Genomic DNA, 20,269 nt, shown 5'->3' with positions numbered 1-20,269 from the left:
GGAACCCCGCCCATGACCTCCCCCCTGTTCCGGCTCGCCAGCTCGGCGCTGCTCGCCACCCTGGGGTTCGGCATCGCCGTGGCCTGCCCCGGCGCCGGGGCGCAGCCGCAGGCGAGCCCTGATCAGAAGGCGGCGCTCAATGCCGTGGCCCGGATGATGGAAGCGCAGCGCACCTACTACCAGAAGAACGGCGCCTTCCGGGCCACGGTCTCGAACATTCAGCAGGATTTCGGCATCACCCTGCCGGCGTCCTTCGACTACGCCGTCCGCACCACCACCGAAGCGGCCTACAGCTATGTGATTCCGGCCCAGACCGCCAAGGTGGGCCAGCTCAATGCCTATGTGGGAGCCGCCTTCCTCACCCCCACCCAGAACCCCAGGATCACCACGATCATCTGCATGAACATCCAGCCCGGCCAGATCCGTCCGGCGGACCCCCAGCTCGTGCTCGGCAGCCTGGTGGCCAATCCCACCGGCCGGATCGTGCAGTGCGGTGATGCCTCGGTCGAGGTCACTGCCTCGATCGTCAACGAATGACGGCCGGCGGTAGCTTCAGCTGGCTGGCCCCCGCGCAGCCCTGATGCCGCCCGTTGAACCCACCGGCACGGTGCCGCTGACGCTGCTGGAGTCCCGGGCGGTGGAGGTGACCGATTCCGACGCCCTGCTGGCGCGGGTGGCCCAGACCTTCCCCCTGAGCGCCTTCCTCGAGGGTCCGCAGGAGAGGGGCTTCTTCCATCGCAGCGGCGTGATCTGTGTCGGCAACGTGGCGGTGTCCTGCAGCCGCCACTCCCCCCTGGAGATCAGCTTCGACGACGGCGACCTCGCCACCCTGACCCTGCCGCTGGCGGGGGAGGGCCAGGTGGGAACGGATGGACAGACGCTGCGGCTGCAGGGGGGTCCGATGGCCGCCTACCTGCCCGGTGCCGCCTTCACGGCCAGCACCGGAACCTTCGAGGAAGTGATGATCTGCCTGGATCGCCGCAGGCTCGCCGCAACGGCCTCCACCCTCGCTGGCAACGGCAGGGATCCCGGCCGCCATCGGCCGCGCTTCGAAAGCCCCCTGGTGGTGGATGGCAGCCAACCGGGCCAGCAGGCGGATCTCCTGCGCCACCTCCACCTGGCGCTTCGGATGCTGGACGCGCCACTGCTGGGACCGGTGGGCGGACTCGCCGCCCCCCAGCTCGAGGATCTGCTTTATCGCCTGGTGGCCGCCCTGGTGTGCCCGGAAGCGGTCCGGGGGATCGATGGTTCCCTCGCCGACCCGCATCGGGATCGCCCCTTCGACGAACTCCTGCAGTGGATCCAGGCCCACCTGCACACCCCGATCACCGCCACCGAGCTCAGTCGGCGCAGTGCCTACTCCCGGCGCAACCTGCAGTATCTGTTTCAACGGCGCTTCGGCTGCAGCCCCATGCAGTGGGTGAAGCGGCAGCGACTCGAGGCTGTGCACCGTGATCTGCAGCGGGCCCAGCCCGGGGAGACCGTGGCCGTCATTGCCCGCCGCCATGGCTTCCTGCAGCTGTCATCCTTCGCCGCCGGCTTCCAACGCCGCTACGGCATCGCCCCCTCGGTGCTGCTGCGCCGATCACGGACCGGCGCCGACTGAGGCCAGCGGCCCCCACCCATGGTGGAGCGCTTCGCTACCGACAGGCCGCCCCCCGCAGACTTAGAGCAAGACCAGCGTCCTTCCCCCTCACGCCGATGTCCAGCTCCTTCACCCAGGCGGTCGAGGCCCTCACCGCCCAGGCCCAGAGCCTGATCGCCGCCACCACCGGCGAAGTCGACGCCCTGCGCGAAGAACTGGAGCAGGAGCGCCGCTTCCGGCGCCACCTGGAGGCCGCCGCCGCCACCCGGGCCCACGAGGTGGCGGCCCAGCTGGAGGACGCCCGACTGGAACGGGAGCGGCTCGCGGCCGAACTGGCCGAGGCCCTCGATGGCCGGCGCCAGGCCGAAGCGGAGGTGGAGCGCTTCCACGAGGCCATCCGGCAGCAGCTGGCCATCGCCGAAGCGGAGCAGGCGGCCCTGGAGGAGGCCGAGCGGGAGCGGGACCGTCGGCGCGAGGAGGCCGTGGAGCAGCGGCTCCAGGAGGCCGCCGAGGCCGCTGCTGCCCGGGAAGCCAAGCTCCAGGAGGCCGCGGAGCACGAACGCCGGACCCTCCTTCAGGACCTGGAGCAGGAGCAGCGGGCGCGCCTCAGGTTGGAGCGACGCCTGTCGGGGGTGCGCCAGGCCGTGATCGAGCTGCTCGACCCCCAGGATGGCGAGCTGGACGGATCGGAGCCTGCAGCGGAGCTGGTCGCCCCGGACGCCGGCGCCGAGCCGGATGGGCCGTCTCGCCTGGCCCTGCGCAAGATCCTGGTGTCCCGGCCCGCCGGCCAGCCCCCCCAGCCGGTCCTCACCTGAAGCCCGCCCCGTGGGGCCCAGGCAGCCGAGGGCCCATGCAAGGGTGATCCCCTTTCCTTTCAAGCGATGAGCCCCCCGGGATTCGCCCTGGCCATGGCACTCGCCCGCGTGCTGCTGGGCTCAGCGGCCGTCTGGCTGGTGGTGCGGCTGCTGCGGCGCCGGCTGTTGCGCCTGGAACGGCCGCCGGAGGGCGCCGCTGGCCCTGGAGCCGATGGCGCGATCACGCCCCTGCTGCTCCACAGCCTGGCCTCGCTCGGCTATCTGGCCATGGTGGTCTGGGGCTGGCGGTCCCTGGTGAGGGACTGGGCGCTGCTGCGCTTCGACCCCGGACCGGACCGGCTGGTGGAGGGGGCGGCCCTGCTGGTGGCGACGGTGCTGGTGGTGCGCCTGCTCAACCGCAGCCTGCTGCTGCTGCTGGAGCGCTCCCTTCAGCGCCTGGGGCGGGAGGAGCAGACCAGCACCCTCCGGGCCCTGGCCCCGATGATCCGGGCCCTGTTCTGGGGGCTGGGAACCCTGGTGTTCCTGCAGCAGCAAGGGGTGCCGCTCGGGGCCGTCTACGCGTCCCTGGCGGGGGCCGGCATCGGCGTCGGCCTGGCCCTGCGGGGGCCGTTGAGCCACTTCATCAACTACCTCACCATCGTCATCGACAAGCCCTTCCAGATCGGCGATCTGATCGGCTTCAGCGATGTGCTCGGACCGGTGGAGCGGGTGGGGATCCGCTCCTCCTCGATCCGCAGCCTCAGCGGCGAGCGGATCGTGATCGGCAACGAGGAACTCCTCCAGAAGACGATCCGCAACTTCGGTGATCTGCCCCGGCGGCGGGTCGCCCAGACCCTGCGCCTGTCGGATCGGATGGCGGCCGAGAAAGCCGCGTCCATCGCAGGGCTGGTGGAGGAGGTGATCCGCGCCCATCCGCCGGCAGCCTTTGATCGCTGCCACTTCCTGCGCTTCGCCGACGGCGCCCTGGAGTTCCAGTACGTGTTCTTCGTCCCCGACAGCAGTGTCGTGGTCTATCTCGACCTGCAGCAGGCCATCAACCTCGGGATCCTGCAAGCCTTCCAGTCGCAGGGCATCGAGTTCGCCGCCGCGGCCCCGGAACCGGCGGCGGCCCGGATCAGCCCGGCGCCCGGCTGAACCAGCGCCAGGCCCCCGCCAGCAGGGCGAGGCCGATCAGGGGCTTCTCGCCCCAGCGGTCGTAGGGGGTGAGCGTTGAGCGCTGCTGCACGGTGAGAAGGCCGGTGGCGGGGCGGCCCGGGGGCAGCGTCTCCAGCACCTGCCCGCCGGCGTCCACCAGCAGGCTCGGGCCGGTGTTGGCGGAACTCACCAGCCAGCGGCCGGTCTCGATGGCGCGCAGCTGGGCCAGGGCGGCGAACTGCCCCTGCAACTGCAGGGGGTAGGGATCGAGGTTGGCGCTGGCCAGCAGCCAGCGGGCCCCCTCCCGGGTGGCGGCGGCCAGGGCCGCCCCATCGGAGAGCTCGTAGCAGATGGCCACGCCCACATCCCCCCCCGGCCGCGACAGCAGCCGGGAGGCTGTCCCCGGTTCAATCCCCCCCACCGCCGAAAGACCGCTCCAGCGCCACAGGCTCGCCAGGGGCACCCATTCACCCAGGGGCACGACCCGGTGCTTGTCCACCCAGCCGCCGGCCTGGCGCTCGCCAGGCTCGAAGCGCAACAGGCTGCTGCGCAGCTCCAGGCCCTCGCGGCGGAAGCCGCCGCTGAGCACCTCCACCGGCGCCGCCTCCGGCAGGAGCTGGCCGAGGGCCAGGGATCCTTCGGGCAGCAGCACCCCCTGGACCGGTGGTTCGGCCGCGGCCGCCTGGCGCTGGGCGGAGGCCAGCCGCAGCAGCAGCCGGCGCTGCTGGTCGGCTTCGAACTTCTCCCGGGTGGGGATGGCGGGCTGCAACACCAGCCAGCGCTCGGCCCTGCCGCCATCGCCGCTGCCATCGCCACGGCCATCACCATCGCCGCCCCCGGCCCCGGCCTGGGCCAGCAGGGCCAGGCCGGCCAGGTGGCAGGTGGCCACCAGGCCCAGCGTGACCAGCAGCCAGCGGGCACGCTGGGCGGGCAGGGCCCGCAGCGCCCGCCACAGGCCCCAGCCGATCAGCAGCTGCAGCGCCGCCAGGAAGCCGGCCCCCCCCAGGGCCGCCAGGCCGGCCAGGGCCCGGTCCCCCGGCAGGGCCGCCGCCCCCAGTCCCAGCCAGAACAGGGGACCCTTGGCCAGCAGCACCTCACTCAGGCCCCACAGGGCCGCCGCCAGCAGGGCCGTGCTGGGCCGGGCGGGATCAAGCCGACCCACCAGGGCCGTCCAGGCCCCCACCAGCAGGGCACCGGCCAGGCCGATGGCCAGCCACAACGCCAGGCAGATGGGCAGGCTCAGGGGACCCGGCACCCCGATCCAGTCGAGGGGGTGGAGCCAGAGCAGCCAGCGATGGCTCACCAGCACCGCCGCCAGCCCCCACAGCCCACCGCGCCGGAACCGCCGCGGCGCCGAAACCGTTCCGGTGCGGCTCTCCGTCAGGGACCAGAGCAGCGCCACGGCGGGCCAGAGCAGCCAGGGCCAGCCCACCGGCGGCAGGGCCGCCCCCGCCAGCAGCCCCCCGGCTGCGGCGGCGACCCAGCCGGCACGCCGGTCATTGCCCATGGCCGCCGGGGCCGAGAGGCGCCAAGGTCAGACAAGAGTCACGCCGTTTCCCCAAGGAAACCTCTTTCATGGACCAGGGCAATCTGCTGCAGATGCTGCTGCTGCGCGGCCTCGGCACCACCTCGCTGGTGGCCGACCGACTCAAGTACGTCAGCCAGGAATGGGTGAGCAGCGGCCGCCTCGACCCCAGCCACGCCTCCGCCCTGGTGGAGGACGTCATGCGTGCCCTGCGGGGCGAGACGCCCGAGGTGGAACAGCAGGCCGAGCGCCAGCTGGAGCGCAACCGTGACCAGCTGCTGCAGGACCTGGGCCTGGCCAGGCAGCGGGAACTGGACGAGCTGCGCGGCCGCATCGACCGGCTGGAGCAGGCCCTGCGGCAGCGGCAGGCGAACGGCGAGAGCACGCTTTAAGGCCGTTTTCAGCCCAAACGCAGCAACGTCACATCAATTGATAGGTTGACGGGCGGTTCTTTTCCTGCGTCGTCCTTTGGCGATTCCCTCCCCCGTCATCGGACTCTCCCCCTCCACGTTGAACGTGCTGTACGGGGACGCAGGGAATCTCCAGCTCATCTTCAATGAGTCGGTCGCCACGGGGTACGAGCCCTGGGTGGAGCTCCAGGTCACGTCCCCGAGCGACAACCTCAGCTTCGGGACCGCCCGCTGGGCCGGGCTGGCCCTCACCACCCAGACCTACACCTTCACCCGCAGCGGCAGCAGCGGCCCCTTCACGCTGGTGCACCCCATCACCGGGGTCACCCTCTCCAGCGCCACCCCCGACACCCTGCTGATCTGGCAGCTGCCCATCGGCAGCTACACGGCATCGGCCCCCGAACTGGTGGTGGATGTGCCGGTCACGGTGGTCGCCACCGCGCCGCTCCTGGGACCGGTGCCGGTCCGGGCCGGCGGCGGCTATGCCCTCGGAAGCGATCCGCTCGACAACCCGCTGACGGATCCGCCGATCAGCGCCCCGAACGTGACCGGCCAGGTCATCCCGACACCGCTCACCTTCAGCAAGAGCAACAACCTGGCGGAGTCGGAAACGGTCACCGGGCCCAACTTCGGCGGCTTCTGGCGGCTCTCCGCCAACATCGCTGATGGGGCCCAGCTGAACAATCTGCTGTTCAGTGACAGCCTGCCCAGCAATCTCAACCTACTGGGGATCAACCCCAGCCTGGTGATTACCGGGAACGTCGTCCAGGCGCCAGTGGCGAATCCCACGGCCCCAGGGAACGACAGTGTCGTCATCGATTACGGCGGTCCCATCACCGGAACCACAAGCCCTGAGGAGGCTGCCGCCCAGATCAATTTCTACATTGCCGACACCCTCGACCCCACCACAGGCGGGGCGGTCACCTACACCAACACCGCCGAAGCCACCAGCAGCTGGAGCAATTCCCCCAACGGCAGCGTCACGATCGACACGCCGGCCAGCGATACGATCACCGCCAGGGCGCTGGCGATCCAGAAGGCCGCGAGCACCGCCCAGGTGGTGCCCGGCGACAGCGTGACGTTCACGCTCTTTTTCCAGATCTCCGATTACTTTGCTTTCGGCGATCTGATCGTCAGCGATCTGCTTGGCGATGGCCTCACCTTCACCCCCGGCAGCGCCAGGATCAACCTCAATGAGCAGGGCGTCTCGCTCACTGGCAATGGGTCGATTGGCTTCAATCCTGCGTACATCAGCTACCTTCCGGACTTCGCCGGTCCAGGTGCCGACGGCAAAGACCGCCTCAGCTTCGATCTCAGCGGCTGGCTGAGGTCGATCGGCAACGACGGCATCCTTCAGGGCGGCCGGGTCTTCAGCACAACCGCCGGTGCCACTGGCGGCTCCATCACCTTCACCGCCAGCGTCGACGACAGTTTCGTCGCCCCCAGGACGGCCGGTCAGAACATCAAGGCCGGTGACACGCTGGTCAACGACGTCACCCTGCAGGGGGACATCCAGAGGCAGCTGCCGGGCGGTCTCTTCTTCAACACCAACCGCCAGGTCACCGACACCAGTTCGGTCGACCTGAACGTGGCCGACATCACCTCCTCCAAGTCGGTGGTGGCCCGCAACGGCCAGGCCCCGGGTGCCGGCCCCCTGGTGCTCACGCCCGGAGACACGGTCACCTACCGCCTCACGGTGACCTTCCCCACCGGCGACATCCAGGGCTTCAGCCTGAGCGACTTCCTGCCCACCCCCATCTACGACGTTGACAGGGAGGCCAGCGGCGCCGGCAGCCCCGCCGCCTTCGACTTCAGCGGTGGGGCTGCGGGCAGCCTGCCCCCATCCGGCCAGTTCAGCTATGGGAGCCTGCACAACGCTCCAGCGCTGGTGGACAACCAGCTCAAGACCGGGCCGGCGGTCAACGATCTGGTGGCAACGATCGCCAACAGCAGCGACCCGGGCAACACCCCCACAACGGTCGACATCTACTACACGGTCACGGTGACGGGCGCCGCGATCAACGACCGGCTGCCGATCACCAACATCGCCACCGCCAGCACGGTGGACTCCAACGGCGTCAACCGCCCCACCCAGATCTCACCGGTCACCGGCGAGGTGCTGGCCCCCAACCTCAAGATCCGCAAGGGCATCGTCGTCACCAGCCGCGACAGCCTCACCGGCGCCCAGGGCGCCACCTACACCCCGGCCCTCAACACGGCAGGGGCCAGCTTCCCGGCCTCCATCGGCGGCGTGCCCTTCACCGGCACAGTCAACAGCAGCGGCATCAGTGTGGCCGGCGGCAACGGCTCCACCGGTGCTGTCAGCAACGGCGCCCTCGATTCCAACGTCACGGGGCTGGATGCGGGCGACACGATCCGCTTCGTGGTGGTGATCGAGAACATCGGTACCAGCTACCGCGGCGCCTTCAATGTCCAGCTGCGGGATGAACTTCCCGCCGGGCTCAGCTTCACCCCCGGCAGCCTGCGGATCGTCGACGGCAGTGGCGCGACGATCAACTACACGCGGCCCGACGGCACGGCCGCCAGCCAGGCGGACATCTTCAGCGCCAACGGCATCCGGCTGAGCGATCCGGGCCCCACACCCAGCGATCCGCTGACCGGGGCCGGCGGCGGCGCCATCGATGGGTACAACGCCAGCAGCGGCCGCAACATCGCCGTGGTGACCTTCGACGCCAGCGTCGACGCCGGTGCCTATGGCCAGCTGGTGGGCGGCCTGCTCACCAACCTGGGGGTGCTGGAGGACTACACCAACGTGCCCAGCGGGGGCACGGGCTACCTGCCCGGTGCGGCCCGGCTGATCGACAACGCCACCGTGACCTTGCGCAACGCGACGGTCAGCAAGTCGATCGTCTCCACTTCGGAGAGTTCCACCCCCGGCAGCAACGTCGCCATCGGTGAGATCGTCCGCTATCGGGTGCAGGTGACGGTGCCGGAGGGGAACCTGGCCAATTTCAAGCTGGTGGACGTCCTGCCCACCGGAATCACCTTCCTGGCCGACGGCAGCGCCTCCGCCCCGATCTTCTCTTCTGGAGTGGCCGGATCCCTCACACCCGCCACCCCGACGATCTCCGGCTCCACCCTCACCTGGGATTTCGGCACCCTCACCAACGGCGACCGCAACAACGCCGTTGACGACACGGTTTCGGTGGAATTCAACGCCCTGGTCACCAACACCAGCGGCAACAGCAACGGTGTCACCCGCACCAACACCGCCACGGTGAGCTACACGGGCGGCTCCGCCAGCGGCAGCACGGCGGTGCAGATCACCGAGCCCAGCATCACGATCACCAAGTCCGCCAACCCCAGCGGCAATGTCCAGGCCGGCGACACGCTCACCTACACGGTCACGGTGCGCAATGCGGCGGGCCGCGCCGATGCCTTCGACCTGGTGCTCAACGATGCCCTCGGCAACCTGGGCAGCAACTTCGACCTGCGGAGCGTCAGCCTGCCGGGGACCCTGCCGCCGGGTACGGGATCGATCATCAACAACTCCGTCACCAGCGGCGCCAGCGCCGCTGACGGCGACCGAATCCAGCTCCAGATCGACCGTCTCAACAGCGGTCAGAGCTTCAGCTTCACCTACACCGGCGTGGTGCTGATCGGGATCCAGCCGGGCACCACCCTCACCAACACTGCCACCATCGCCTACACGGGTCTGCCGGGGGTCGGCACCCCCAATGGCAGCGGCGGCAATACCACCGGCAGCACCACCCCTGGCAGCTCCGGGGCCGTCAACGGGGAGCGCAATGGTGACGGTGGCGTCAACAACTACAGCAAGAGCGCCAGCCGGTCGGTGGTGAGCCTCGCGCCGGGCACGTTCAAGACCACCCGGCTCAGCTCCGAAGCCAGCACCAGCGGCAATGGGGTGACCATCGGCGAGATCGTGCGCTTCCGGCTGCAGGAGAACCTGCCCCAGGGAACCCTGAGTAACTCCCTGATCGTCGACAACCTGCCGACGGGTCTGAGCTTCCTCAACGACAACACCGCCACCCTGGCTTTCGTCGCTGAGAGCGCCAGCGATCTGAGCTGGAGTCAGGGTTCGATCAACCCCTATTTCATCCCAAGGGCTGGCAACAACACAACGGTGATCCCCAGCGCCAGCTTTGCCCCCTCAACGGTCGCCGGTCAGGTGCTGACCTGGAACTTCGGGGAATTCATCAACACCAACGCCGACGCCAACCAGATCGAGTCGGTGGTGATCGAGTTCAACGCCATCGTGACCAACGTGGCCAGCAATCAGGCCGGGGTCACCCTCACCAACCGGATGACCAGCAGCGCGGGGCTCCTCGGCAGCACTGTGCAGCGCACCGCCACCGCCACGCCCCTGTCGGTGCTGGAGCCCAACCTGCTGATCGACAAAACGATCGCGATCGAAAAGACCGGTAGCCCTGGCAATCCCAATGCCACCCCCGGCGACACCCTCGTCTACACCGTCACCATCCGCAACACGAGCGACTCGCCGGTCTCCGGTAACGCGACCCTCTCCAAGGCCTTCGACCTCGTCATCGCCGACAACCTCGATGCCCTCGGCCCCAACTTCACCCTGACGGGTCCACCCACCATTGTCTTGAGCGAGCCGGGTGCGCCGCCCGCCACCGACAGTTCGATCGTCAGCGGCAGCAACGGCCTGGCGGACCGGATCCTGGTGACGGTGCCGGAACTGGGGATCGGCGAGAGCGTCACCATCACCTACAGGGGCGTGCTTTCGGCCGCCCTGGCGCCCGGCACGGCCCTGACCAACACCGCCGACGTTCTCTACACCAGCCTGCCCGGCACCGGTACACCGAACGGCAGCGGCGGCAACGGCACCGGCAGCACCACCCCCGGCAGCTCCGGTGCCGCCAATGGCGAGCGCAATGGCAGCGATGGAGCCGGAGGGCTCAACGACTACCTCAGCACCAAGACCGTGATCCTGGTGGCCAACCGGCCACCGGTGGCGGTGGACGACGTGGGAACAGCCGTGGAGGCGGGCGGCAGCTTCAACACCACCCCCGGCAGCAACGCCAACGGCAACGTGCTGGCCAATGACACCGACCCCGATCCCGCCGACAACCCACTCACCGTGCGGGGACGGGTCACGGCCTTCCGCACCGGAGCCACCGAGGGGGCGGGCACGGCCGGCAGCCTGGGATCGCCCCTGAGGGGCAGCTTCGGCCAGCTCACCATCAACGCCGACGGCTCCTACACCTATGAACTGAACAACGCCAACCCCACGGTCGATGCCCTCGATCCCGGCGCCAGCCTCACGGAATTCTTCAACTACACCGTCTCCGATGGGGCCCTGAGCGACAGCGGGGTCCTGAGAATCACGATCCAGGGGGCCAACGATGCCCCGGTCTCCGCCGACGACACCGCCCTGGCCATTGAGGCCGGCGGAACCCTCAACGGCACCCCCGGGACCAATGCCAGCGGCAACGTGATCACGAACGATCGCGATGTCGACAACCGGGACGGCAACAATCTGGTGGCTCCCCCCCTGGGCGCCGTGGTGTCGTTCCGTACCGGGGCCAGGGAAGGCGCCGGCACCGCCGGCACGGTCGGTTCGGCTCTGACGGGGCTCTACGGGTCCCTGACGCTTCGGGCCGATGGGACCTACACCTACGTGGTCGACAACGCCAACCCCGTGGTGGAGGCCCTCAATCCGGGCGACACCATCACCGAGTCGTTCAACTACACCCTGCTCGACCACCCCGGCGGCCTCACCGACACCGCCGTCCTGACCCTGACGATCCGGGGGGTCAACGACGCACCGGTGGCCGTCGATGACGTCGGTTCGGCGCTGGAGGCCGGTGGCCGCTTCAACGGCACGCCGGGCGCGAACGCCAGCGGCAATGTGCTGCTCAACGACATTGACGTCGATTCCGACGACACGCCCGCCCTCAACGGACGGGTGGTGGGCCTGCGGCTGGGGGCCACGGAAGGGGCCGGCACGGCGGGGACGCCGGATGGCAGCGGCGGGTTCGTGCTGGTGGGCAGTTACGGCACCCTCCGCATCAACGCCGATGGGACCTACACCTATGCGCTCGACAACGCCAACCCCACGGTCGATTCCCTGGATCCCGGCGCCCTGCTGAGCGAATCCTTCAACTACACGGTTTCTGATGGGGCCCTCACCGATATCGGCGTTCTGAGGATCACGATCACCGGGGCCAACGATGCCCCCGTGGCCAGCGATGACACCGGCACGGCCCTGGAGGCCGGCGGCACCTTCAACGGCACCGCGGGCAGCAACGCCATCGGCAATGTGATCGCCAACGACCGGGATGTGGATGCGGCGGATGGCAACAACACGGCCGCTCCCCCGCAGGGCCGCATCACCGCGCTGCGCCTGGGTGACCGGGAGGGTGCCGGCTCTGCCGGCAGCGTGGGTGCGTCCTTCCAGACGCTTTACGGCTACCTGACGCTCAACGCCGATGGTTCCTACGTCTATGTCATCGACGACAACAACCCCACGGTCGATGCCCTCAACCCCGGCGATGTCCTGATCGAGTCCTTCAACTACACCCTGCTCGACCGGCCCAGCGGCCTGACCGACATCGCCGTTCTGACGATCACCATCCAGGGGGCCAACGACGCCCCCGTGGCCATTGATGACAGCGGCACGGCCGGGGCCGCCGGCGGCCAATTCAATGACATCGGTGGATACGACGCCACAGGCAATGTCCTCACCAATGACACCGATGTCGACTCCAACGACACGCCACCAGTCAATGGCACCGTCACGAAGATCCAGGCAGGCAGCAGCGAAGGCTCTGGCCCAGCAGGCATCACCAATGACAACGGAGCCACCTTTGTCATCAACGGCAGTTATGGCACGCTGACGATCGCAAGCAATGGCACATACACCTATGTTGTCGACAACAACAATCAAGACGTTTCTCTCTTAACGCCCGGCAGCCCACCCCTCTTCGACCACTTCAACTACACGGTCCTCGACCGCCTCACAGGCGGACTCATCGACACTGCCGTTCTGACGATCACGATCAATGGACCGAACGTCAATGTTGATCCCGCCATCGCGTTTGCCAAGGAAGCCGGTGGAGTCAACAACAGCTCCGGCGGCCAGGCTGGACGAGGCGATCTGATCAGTGGCTCCAACACCTCATTGTTCGAGATCTCGGGAATCAGAACTGCCGGCGGAGTCGTCGGCTCTATCGGCACTCCCCTGCAGGGCCTCTACGGCAAACTCACCCTCCAGGCAACAGGCGAGTACATTTACGAAGTCGACAACGCAACCGCCACTGTCGACAGGATGAATGAGGGCGACGCCCTCAGCGAAAACTTCATCTTCACCCAAAGAATCATTGCGTCGGGCGCCACCGTTGATTTCACGCTGGTCGTCAACATCAGCGGCACCAATGACGCCCCGGTGGCGTTCAATGACGGCCCCATGGCGATGAATGACACCGGCACGGCCGTGGAGGCGGGGGGCACGCTCAACGGCACACCCGGCCGGTCTGCCACCGACAACGTGATCGCCAACGACCGCGATGTCGACAGCAACGACGGTGACAATCTCGTGGCTCCACCTCTGGGCACGGTCACGGCGATCCGCCGGGGCGCCAGGGAGGGCGCCGGCCTGGCCGGCACATCCATCGCCGGCGGCGGATTCCTGCTGGTGGGGTTGTATGGCACCCTCACGATCCAGGCCAACGGCGATTACGCCTACGTGGTCGACAACGCCAACCGCTTCGTCGATGGCCTGGATCTGGGCGACGTCATCATCGAGTCGTTCAACTACACCATGCTTGATCACCCGGGTGGCCTGAGTGACACGGCCGTTCTCAACATCAGCATCCTCGGCGCCAACGACGCCCCGGTCGCCAACGACGACAGCGGCACGGCCGTGGAGGCCGGTGGCGTGGCCAACGGCACGGCAGGGGCCGATGCCACCGGCAACGTATTGACCAACGACACCGACGTCGATCGTGACGACACGCCGGCTGTCAACGGCCTGATCACCGCGATCCGCACCGGCGCCACCGAGGGAGCCGGAACGGCTGGAACCGCTGACGGGGCCGGCGGCTTCCTGCTGAGCGGCACCTACGGCCGCCTCACCATCAACGCCAATGGGACGTACACCTATGTGGTCGACAACGCTAATCCAACGGTCGATGCCCTCAGTCCGGGCGGCACCCTGATCGAGACGTTCAACTACACGGCGAGAGACCGCCTCGGCCTTACTGATGTCGGCGTCCTGCGCCTCACCATCCAAGGGGCTAACGATGCACCCGTGGCCCGTGATGACGACGGCACCGCGGTTGAAGCCGGCGGCCGATTCAACGCCGCACCCGGCTCCAGCGCCGTTGGCAACGTCCTGCTCAATGACACCGATGTGGACAGCAATGACACCCCCCTGGTCACCCGGGGAACGGTCACGGCCATCCGGCTGGGCGGAAGGGAAGGGGCCGGCCTCGCCGTCGCCGCGGGAGTCCCTTTGCAGGGTCTCTTCGGAGCGCTGACCATCAACGCCGACGGTTCCTACACCTATGTGGTGGCCAATGCCAACCCGATCGTGGAAGCGCTGAACCGGGGCGACATCCTCAGCGAACAGTTCAACTACACGGTGCGAGACAGCGGCGGCCTCGAAGATGTGGCCGTTCTCACCATCGACATCCAGGGGGCCAACGATGCTCCCGTTGCCCGCAACGACAGCGGCACCGCCGTCGAAGCCGGTGGCCGCTTCAACGGCACGCCCGGCGCCGATGCCACCGGCAACGTCCTGCTCAACGACAGCGACGTCGATGCCAACAACACGCCGTTCCTCAATGGCTCCATCGTGTCGATCCGTCTGGGGAACGCCGAGGGCACGGGCAGCTCCGGTCCGATCGGAACCGCCTTCCGGGGGCTCTACGGCTCCCTGACGATCGACAGCAATGGTCGTTACCGCTACGTGGTCGACAACGCCAACAGCAGCGTCGACGCGTTGAATGCCGGCGACACCCTGATCGAGCAGTTCAACTACACCCTGCTGGATCAAACCGACGGTCTCACCGACGACGCCGTGCTCACGATCACCATCCAGGGGGCCAACGATGCCCCGGTGGCCAACGACGACACCGGCCTGGCCAAGGAGGCGGGGGGCGTCGCCAACAGCAGCGGTGGATTCGATGCCACGGGCAATGTGCTGGCCAACGACACCGACGTGGACAGCAACGACACGCCGGTGATCAGCAGGGGCTCGGTCACCGGCATCCGCACCGGCGCGTTCGAGGGCTCGGGCACCGCCGGCACCGTTGGCGCCGCGCTCCAGGGCCTGTACGGCCGCTTCACCCTCAACGCCAATGGCACCTACACCTACACGGTGGACAACAGCAATCTCACGGTGGAGCGGTTGAACGTGGGGGATCAACTCACCGAATCCTTCAACTACACCGTGCTCGATCGGCCCGGAGGTCTCACCGACACGGCGGTGGCCACGATCACGATCGAAGGCACCAACGACAACCCTGTCGCCACAGACGATTACATCGGCCGGGTGACCTCCGGCCAGAGCGGCACCGTGCGCGTGGTCGCCAACGACTCCGACATCGATTCCACTCTCGTGCCTGCCACGATCAAGATCGTGGGAACCACCAACCCCGGCGATCCGCTGGTGGTACCCGGGCAAGGCACCTGGAGCGTGGACCCCCTCAACGGCGACATCACCTTCTCGCCCCAGGCGGGCTTCGTCACGAACCCCACGGCGATCTTCTACACCATCCAGGACGAACAGGGAGCCACCAGCAACCCGGCCCGCGTCGACATCAACTACGACAGCCCACCGATCGGCCCGAAGCCACCGATCTCCGTCACCGATCCGCACCCGGTCAACCTCTATCTCCTGCTCGACAACTCCACCTCGATGCAGGGCAGCGATCCATCGGGGGTGAGCCGTCTGGAGGCCCAGAACCGCCTGGCCTTCTACTACGGCCTCAAACCGGCCTTCAACAACGCCGGCTACATCTTCACCAAGAACGGCCAGTACGGCTTCAACGGCAACATCCAGCTCACCGACAGCCAAACTCTATCTGAAGAAATCAAGACCTGGTCGCTGATCGACAACCCGTTCGACAACTTCACCGCCCAGAGGATCACGATCCACACGGTCGATTTCAGCTACCTCGTCACCCACTCCAAAACCACCTTCACCAGTTCGGACCCCTCGGCCGGTGTCACCCTGGCCAGCGATGTCCTGGCCACCACAACTCCCAACGTTCAGTACGGCGCCTCCACCAGCGCCGACTGGATCAACCGCGGTCTGCCGGCCCCAAGCAGCCTCGATGCCTACACCGCACCCGGCACACCCGGAAACCGCTACAGCGGCACGGAGATGCTGGGGGCCCTCACCGCCCTCCGGCAACTGATCGCCGGGGAGCAGGCCAGCCTGACTCCCGACACGCTCACCTATGTGGGCCTGATCACCGATGGCCGGCCGGAACGCCGTCCCTGGTGGGACAACCGACCGGAGTTCGGCCAGGGCTGGAGTGGGGTCAACGTGGCCCTGCCGACGGACGCTGATCTGGCCGGTGATCCGATCACCAGCTCCGGCCTGCGCTACACGAGCGCCGGCACACCGATCAGGGTGCCCGATGCGGCCGGTGTTGATGTCTGGGGGGCCAACCAGCTGCAGCTCAATGCGGCGCTCAATGCGACCGCCGCCCAGTCCAATCCCGGCAATGTGGAAGTGTTCGCCGTCGGCATGGGGGATGGCGGCATTTCCAACTGGAACGCCATCTACTCCGACCTGTTCAACAACCAGACCTTCAACAACAGCAGCGGGGGCTGGGGGTACACCACCTACGTGCCCCCCAACCTGCCGCCGCTGCTCTGAGGCCGGCAGGGCCGCTGGCAGAATCCCCCCATCCGGGTCCTTCCGCATGCGCGACATCCTGATCAGTTCGTTCGTCTGCGTGGCCTGTCTGATGCTGGCCTTCGTCAGCCAGCTGGTGTCACCCTCCCAGGTGGAGGCCGCCGCACCGGCCCCCGCCGAGGCCGGCGTCCAGCAGGCCCTGGCCCGTTCCGGCCCCGCCACCGCGCCCCAGGCCAACCCCGCACCGCAGGCGAAGCAGGCCGTGGCGGCCCCGCTCGAACTCGACCCCGACGTCCCCAACCCCACCCTGTTCACCATGGCTCCCGATTCCTCCAGCGCCGATCTGGCCTCCAGCGGGGCCGCGGCCCTGGGCGGCGAGCTCGTCTCCCCCACCGAACGCACCACCCCCAGCGGCCTGCGCATCACCGACCTGGCCCTGGGCGAAGGCGCCGAGGCCAAAAGCGGCCAGACCGTGGTGGTCAACTACCGCGGCACCCTCACCAACGGCAAGGAGTTCGACAGCAGCTACGGCCGCGGCCCCTTCTCCTTCCCCCTCGGCGCCGGCCGGGTGATCCGGGGCTGGGACGAGGGCGTCGCCGGCATGAAGGTGGGCGGCAAGCGCAAGCTGGTCATCCCCCCCGATCTGGCCTACGGCGAGCGTGGCGCCGGTGGCGTGATTCCCCCCAACGCCACCCTGGTGTTCGAGGTGGAACTGCTGGAGGTCAAGGGCTGAGCCCCTTCCCCGGGCAGCCTGGATTCGGGTGACGATCGTTACAATGCCGCGTAACCCCAACCCTCTCCCATGGCTCACCAGCTGCCCGAACTGCCCTACGGCCTCGACGCACTCGAGCCCCACATTTCCCGGCAGACCCTCGAGTTCCACCACGGCAAGCACCACGCCGCCTACGTCACCAACCTCAACAAGCTGATCGAGGGTGGCGAGCTCGAGGGCAAGAGCCTCGAAGAGGTGATCCTGGCGGTGGCCGGTGACGCCTCCAAGGCGGGTGTGTTCAACAACGCCGCCCAGGTCTGGAACCACAGCTTCTACTGGCAGTGCATCAAGCCCGGTGGCGGCGGCTCCCCCACCGGCGCCCTGGCCGAGAAGATCGCCGCCGACTTCGGCAGCTTCGACGCCTTCGTCGAGCAGTTCAAGGCGGCCGGTGCCACCCAGTTCGGCAGCGGCTGGGCCTGGCTGGTGCTCGATGGCGGCACCCTGAAGATCACCAAGACCGCCAACGCCGATCTGCCCCTGGCCCATGGTCAGAAGGCCCTGCTCACCATGGATGTGTGGGAGCACGCCTACTACCTCGACTACCAGAACCGCCGTCCCGACTACATGACCACCTACCTCGACAAGCTGGTCAACTGGGACTTCGTGGCCGCCAACCTGGCCGCCGCCTGATCAGGCTTCGGCTCCAACCACCAGCCCCCGGGGATCCCCGGGGGCTTTTTTTTTCAGGCTGGCCTGGCCCCTGGCAGCACCGCCTCCGGCGCAATCCACATGGCATCGCCGTAGGAGAAGAAGCGGTACTGGCGCTCGATCGCCTCGCCGTAGAGGGCCAGCAGACGCTGGCGGCCGATCAGGGCACTCACCAGCAGCAGTAGCGAGCTCTTCGGCAGGTGGAAGTTGGTGAGCAGGCCCTGCACCACGGCGAAGCGGTAGCCGGGCTGGATCACCAGGTTCACCGGGCCGGTGTGGGGGCGGAGCTCGCCGCCGTGCAGCTGGGCCACGGCCTCCAGGCTGCGCACCGAGGTGGTGCCGATGGCGATCACCCGGCCCCCGGCCGCCCGGCAGGCCGCCACCGCCTCCACCAGTGCCGGGCTCACTTCCACCCATTCGCTGTGGAGCTCCAGGGCGCTGAGGTCTTCCGTTTCGATCGGCCGGAACGTGCCCAGGCCCACGTGCAGGGTGGTGGTGGCCACCCCGACACCACGCTCCCTGATCGCCGAGAGCAGCTCGTCACTGAGGTGCAGGCCGGCGGTGGGGGCGGCCACGGCGCCGGGTCGGGCGGCATAGCGGGTCTGGTAGCGCTCGTTGTCGCTGGCGTCGTGTTCGTGGATGTAGGGCGGCAGTGGGATGGCGCCGTACTGCACCAGCAGGGGCTCGAGGGCCGCCGCATCGGCGCATTCCGGCGGGAACTGCACGATGCGGCCGCCGGTGGAGGGATCGCTGCCCACCACCGCCACCGTCAGGGGCGGCTGGCCCTCGGCCACCACCTCCAGGCGGTCACCGGGCCGCAGCTTCTTGGCGGGCCGCGCCAGACACAGCCACTGCCCCGCCCCGCCCGGCCAGGGCTCGAGCACCAGCAGCTCCACCGCACCGCCGCCGGGCCGCCGCGCCTCCAGCCGGGCCCGCAGCACCCGGGTGTCGTTCACCACCAGCAGGTCGCCGGGCCTGAGCTCGTGCTGGAGATCCCAGGCGCTGAGGTGGCGGGCATGGGGGGCAGGCCCGGCCCCCGCCGGGTCCACCACCAGCAGCCGGGCGGCGTGCCGGGGCTCCACCGGCCGCTGGGCGATCCGCTCCTGGGGCAGGGCGAAGTCGTAGCTCGACAGGCGCAGGTCGGCGGGATCCGGCACGGCGGGAGTGACCACGCGGAAGGAGGACGCCTCAGAGGGCCAGGCTTTCGGGCCGGTTCTCGATCAGGTCGGCGAGATCCTTGAGGAAGGCGGCGGCATGGGTGCCGTAGATGACGCGGTGATCGGCGGTGAGGTTGACCTGCATCTGGCGCCGCACGGCGATCGAACCGTCCTTGAGGGCGGCGACCACGGGCCGAGAGGCAGCCACCGCCAGGATCGCACCGGTGCCCGGGGGCAGGATCGCGTCGAAGCGATCGACGCCGAACATGCCCAGGTTGGAGAGGGTGAAGGTGCCGGTGGTGTACTCCTCCGGCTTGAGCTGCTTGGAGCGGGAGCGGGCCACCAGGTCAGCCCAGTTGCGGGAGAGGGAATAGAGGTCGGTGCGGTCGGCGGCAGCCAGCACCGGGGTGATCAGGCCGCCGTCATCCATGGCGACGGCCACGGCCACGTTGACGGAGGCCGGGTAGGCCATGCCGGCGTCGCTGGCGGAAGCATTCACCTGGGGATGGCGGGCCAGGGTGACCCCCACGGCCTTGGCCAGCAGGGCCGTCATCGTGACGCCCTTGGCCTTCACCTGCTTGTAGAAGGCGTCGAGCCGGTCGGTGGTGATCGTGTAGCCGACGTGGAAGCAGGGGACCGCCAGGCTGGCGTTCATGTTGCGAACGACCGCCTGCTGCAGGGTGTTGAAGGCCACCGTCTCGCCGGCACGGCCGAAGGACTGGCCGGCGGGGGCGGCAGGGGCGGCCGCCGCGCCATTGCCAGCCGGGGCGGCCATGGCGGGAGCGGTGCCTTCGGCCACCCGCGGCACGCTGACGGGCTGGCCGGTGGCCTGCTCCACGTCCTCGGCCTGGATCCGGCCGTTGGGGCCGCTGCCCCGCACCGAGGCCAGGGCCACACCGAGCTGGGCCGCCAGCTTGCGGGCCCGGGGGGTGGCCACCACCCGGCCGTCGTTGGCGTTGGCGGCGGCAGGAACCGCCACCGGCGCCGGGGCGGGCGCAGCCACGGGGGCCGGAGCCGATGGGGCCACGGGCGCCGGGGAAGGAGCGGCGGGGGCCGGTGGGGCGGCCGCGGGCGCCACCGCTGCGGGGGCCGCCGCGGCAGGGGCCGGGGCTGCGGCCTTGGCCGCCGCGATCTCCGCTTCGGTTTCCACGATCAGGCCGATCGTTTCACCCACCGGGGCGGTGCTGCCCGCCTCCATCAGCACGGCCGCCAGGAAGCCCTCCTGGAAGGCCTCCACATCCATGTCCGCCTTGTCGGACTCGACCACGAGCACCGACTCGCCCCGTTCGACCCGCTCACCGGGTTTCTTGAGCCACTCCACGATCTTGCCCTCCGTCATGGTGGAGCTGAGGGCCGGCATGAAGATTTCGTGGGTGGCCAACGGGGGACTGCCTCTGTGATGGGGGGGAT

Annotated in this window: 11 protein-coding genes; 8 read left to right on the top strand and 3 right to left on the bottom strand. The window is 68.8% G+C overall.

Annotated elements, in window-relative coordinates:
• Positions 1–12: 12 nt before the first annotated feature.
• The 4 genes from KUG38_RS02400 (at position 13) to KUG38_RS02385 (ending at position 3,534) form a co-directional block, all read left to right on the top strand.
• On the top strand, positions 13–537 hold the full coding sequence (locus KUG38_RS02400) for a type IV pilin-like G/H family protein (protein WP_216918870.1): 525 nt from the start codon (positions 13–15) through the stop codon (positions 535–537).
• 43 nt (positions 538–580) lie between these two features.
• On the top strand, positions 581–1,606 hold the full coding sequence (locus KUG38_RS02395) for a helix-turn-helix domain-containing protein (protein ID WP_216918869.1): 1,026 nt from the start codon (positions 581–583) through the stop codon (positions 1,604–1,606).
• 95 nt (positions 1,607–1,701) lie between these two features.
• Positions 1,702–2,400 carry a hypothetical protein gene (locus KUG38_RS02390; RefSeq protein ID WP_216918868.1) on the top strand — a complete coding sequence of 233 codons (699 nt, stop codon included), beginning with the start codon at positions 1,702–1,704 and terminating at the stop codon, positions 2,398–2,400.
• 66 nt (positions 2,401–2,466) lie between these two features.
• A complete protein-coding gene (locus KUG38_RS02385; RefSeq protein WP_216918867.1) occupies positions 2,467–3,534 on the top strand; it encodes a mechanosensitive ion channel family protein in 1,068 nt (355 codons plus the stop codon).
• On the opposite strand, the gene KUG38_RS02380 is transcribed toward KUG38_RS02385, so the two are convergent.
• On the bottom strand, positions 3,515–5,041 hold the full coding sequence (locus tag KUG38_RS02380) for an apolipoprotein N-acyltransferase (RefSeq protein WP_216918866.1): 1,527 nt from the start codon (positions 5,039–5,041) through the stop codon (positions 3,515–3,517). The genes KUG38_RS02385 and KUG38_RS02380 overlap by 20 nt on opposite strands.
• A 68-nt stretch (positions 5,042–5,109) precedes the next feature.
• Here KUG38_RS02380 and KUG38_RS02375 point away from each other — a divergent pair, with 68 nt between their 5' ends.
• The 4 genes from KUG38_RS02375 (at position 5,110) to KUG38_RS02360 (ending at position 17,684) form a co-directional block, all read left to right on the top strand.
• Positions 5,110–5,451 carry a phasin family protein gene (locus KUG38_RS02375; RefSeq protein ID WP_216918865.1) on the top strand — a complete coding sequence of 114 codons (342 nt, stop codon included), beginning with the start codon at positions 5,110–5,112 and terminating at the stop codon, positions 5,449–5,451.
• Positions 5,452–5,527: 76 nt separating this feature from the next.
• Entirely contained in the window at positions 5,528–16,303 is a 10,776-nt protein-coding gene (locus KUG38_RS02370) for a beta strand repeat-containing protein (RefSeq protein WP_216918864.1), read from the top strand.
• Positions 16,304–16,349: 46 nt separating this feature from the next.
• Positions 16,350–17,015 (top strand): FKBP-type peptidyl-prolyl cis-trans isomerase, encoded by a 666-nt coding sequence (locus tag KUG38_RS02365; RefSeq protein ID WP_216918863.1) that lies wholly within the window; start codon positions 16,350–16,352, stop codon positions 17,013–17,015.
• A 69-nt stretch (positions 17,016–17,084) separates the two neighbouring features.
• A complete protein-coding gene (locus KUG38_RS02360; RefSeq protein ID WP_216918862.1) occupies positions 17,085–17,684 on the top strand; it encodes a superoxide dismutase in 600 nt (199 codons plus the stop codon).
• Between the two features lie 53 nt (positions 17,685–17,737).
• On the opposite strand, the gene queA is transcribed toward KUG38_RS02360, so the two are convergent.
• Both queA and KUG38_RS02350 read right to left on the bottom strand, forming a co-directional pair.
• On the bottom strand, positions 17,738–18,859 hold the full coding sequence (gene queA / locus KUG38_RS02355; protein ID WP_216918910.1) for a tRNA preQ1(34) S-adenosylmethionine ribosyltransferase-isomerase QueA: 1,122 nt from the start codon (positions 18,857–18,859) through the stop codon (positions 17,738–17,740).
• Positions 18,860–18,890: 31 nt separating this feature from the next.
• Positions 18,891–20,240 carry a dihydrolipoamide acetyltransferase family protein gene (locus KUG38_RS02350; protein ID WP_216918861.1) on the bottom strand — a complete coding sequence of 450 codons (1,350 nt, stop codon included), beginning with the start codon at positions 20,238–20,240 and terminating at the stop codon, positions 18,891–18,893.
• Between the last annotated feature and the right edge of the window lie 29 nt (positions 20,241–20,269).

This window comes from Synechococcus sp. CCAP 1479/9 (assembly GCF_019038535.1).
Classification (GTDB): Bacteria; Cyanobacteriota; Cyanobacteriia; order PCC-6307; family Cyanobiaceae; genus Cyanobium.
This window is presented reverse-complemented; position numbering and strand designations above follow the sequence as displayed.

Bases quoted from the DNA above. Each gene is read 5' to 3' on its own strand.
- KUG38_RS02365 (WP_216918863.1), top strand. From the start codon at position 16,350: ATGCGCGACATCCTGATCAGTTCGTTCGTCTGCGTGGCCTGTCTGATG.
- KUG38_RS02380 (WP_216918866.1), bottom strand. From the start codon at position 5,041: ATGGGCAATGACCGGCGTGCCGGCTGGGTCGCCGCCGCAGCCGGGGGG.
- KUG38_RS02390 (WP_216918868.1), top strand. From the start codon at position 1,702: ATGTCCAGCTCCTTCACCCAGGCGGTCGAGGCCCTCACCGCCCAGGCC.
- KUG38_RS02395 (WP_216918869.1), top strand. From the start codon at position 581: ATGCCGCCCGTTGAACCCACCGGCACGGTGCCGCTGACGCTGCTGGAG.
- KUG38_RS02400 (WP_216918870.1), top strand. From the start codon at position 13: ATGACCTCCCCCCTGTTCCGGCTCGCCAGCTCGGCGCTGCTCGCCACC.
- KUG38_RS02385 (WP_216918867.1), top strand. From the start codon at position 2,467: ATGAGCCCCCCGGGATTCGCCCTGGCCATGGCACTCGCCCGCGTGCTG.
- KUG38_RS02360 (WP_216918862.1), top strand. From the start codon at position 17,085: ATGGCTCACCAGCTGCCCGAACTGCCCTACGGCCTCGACGCACTCGAG.
- KUG38_RS02375 (WP_216918865.1), top strand. From the start codon at position 5,110: ATGGACCAGGGCAATCTGCTGCAGATGCTGCTGCTGCGCGGCCTCGGC.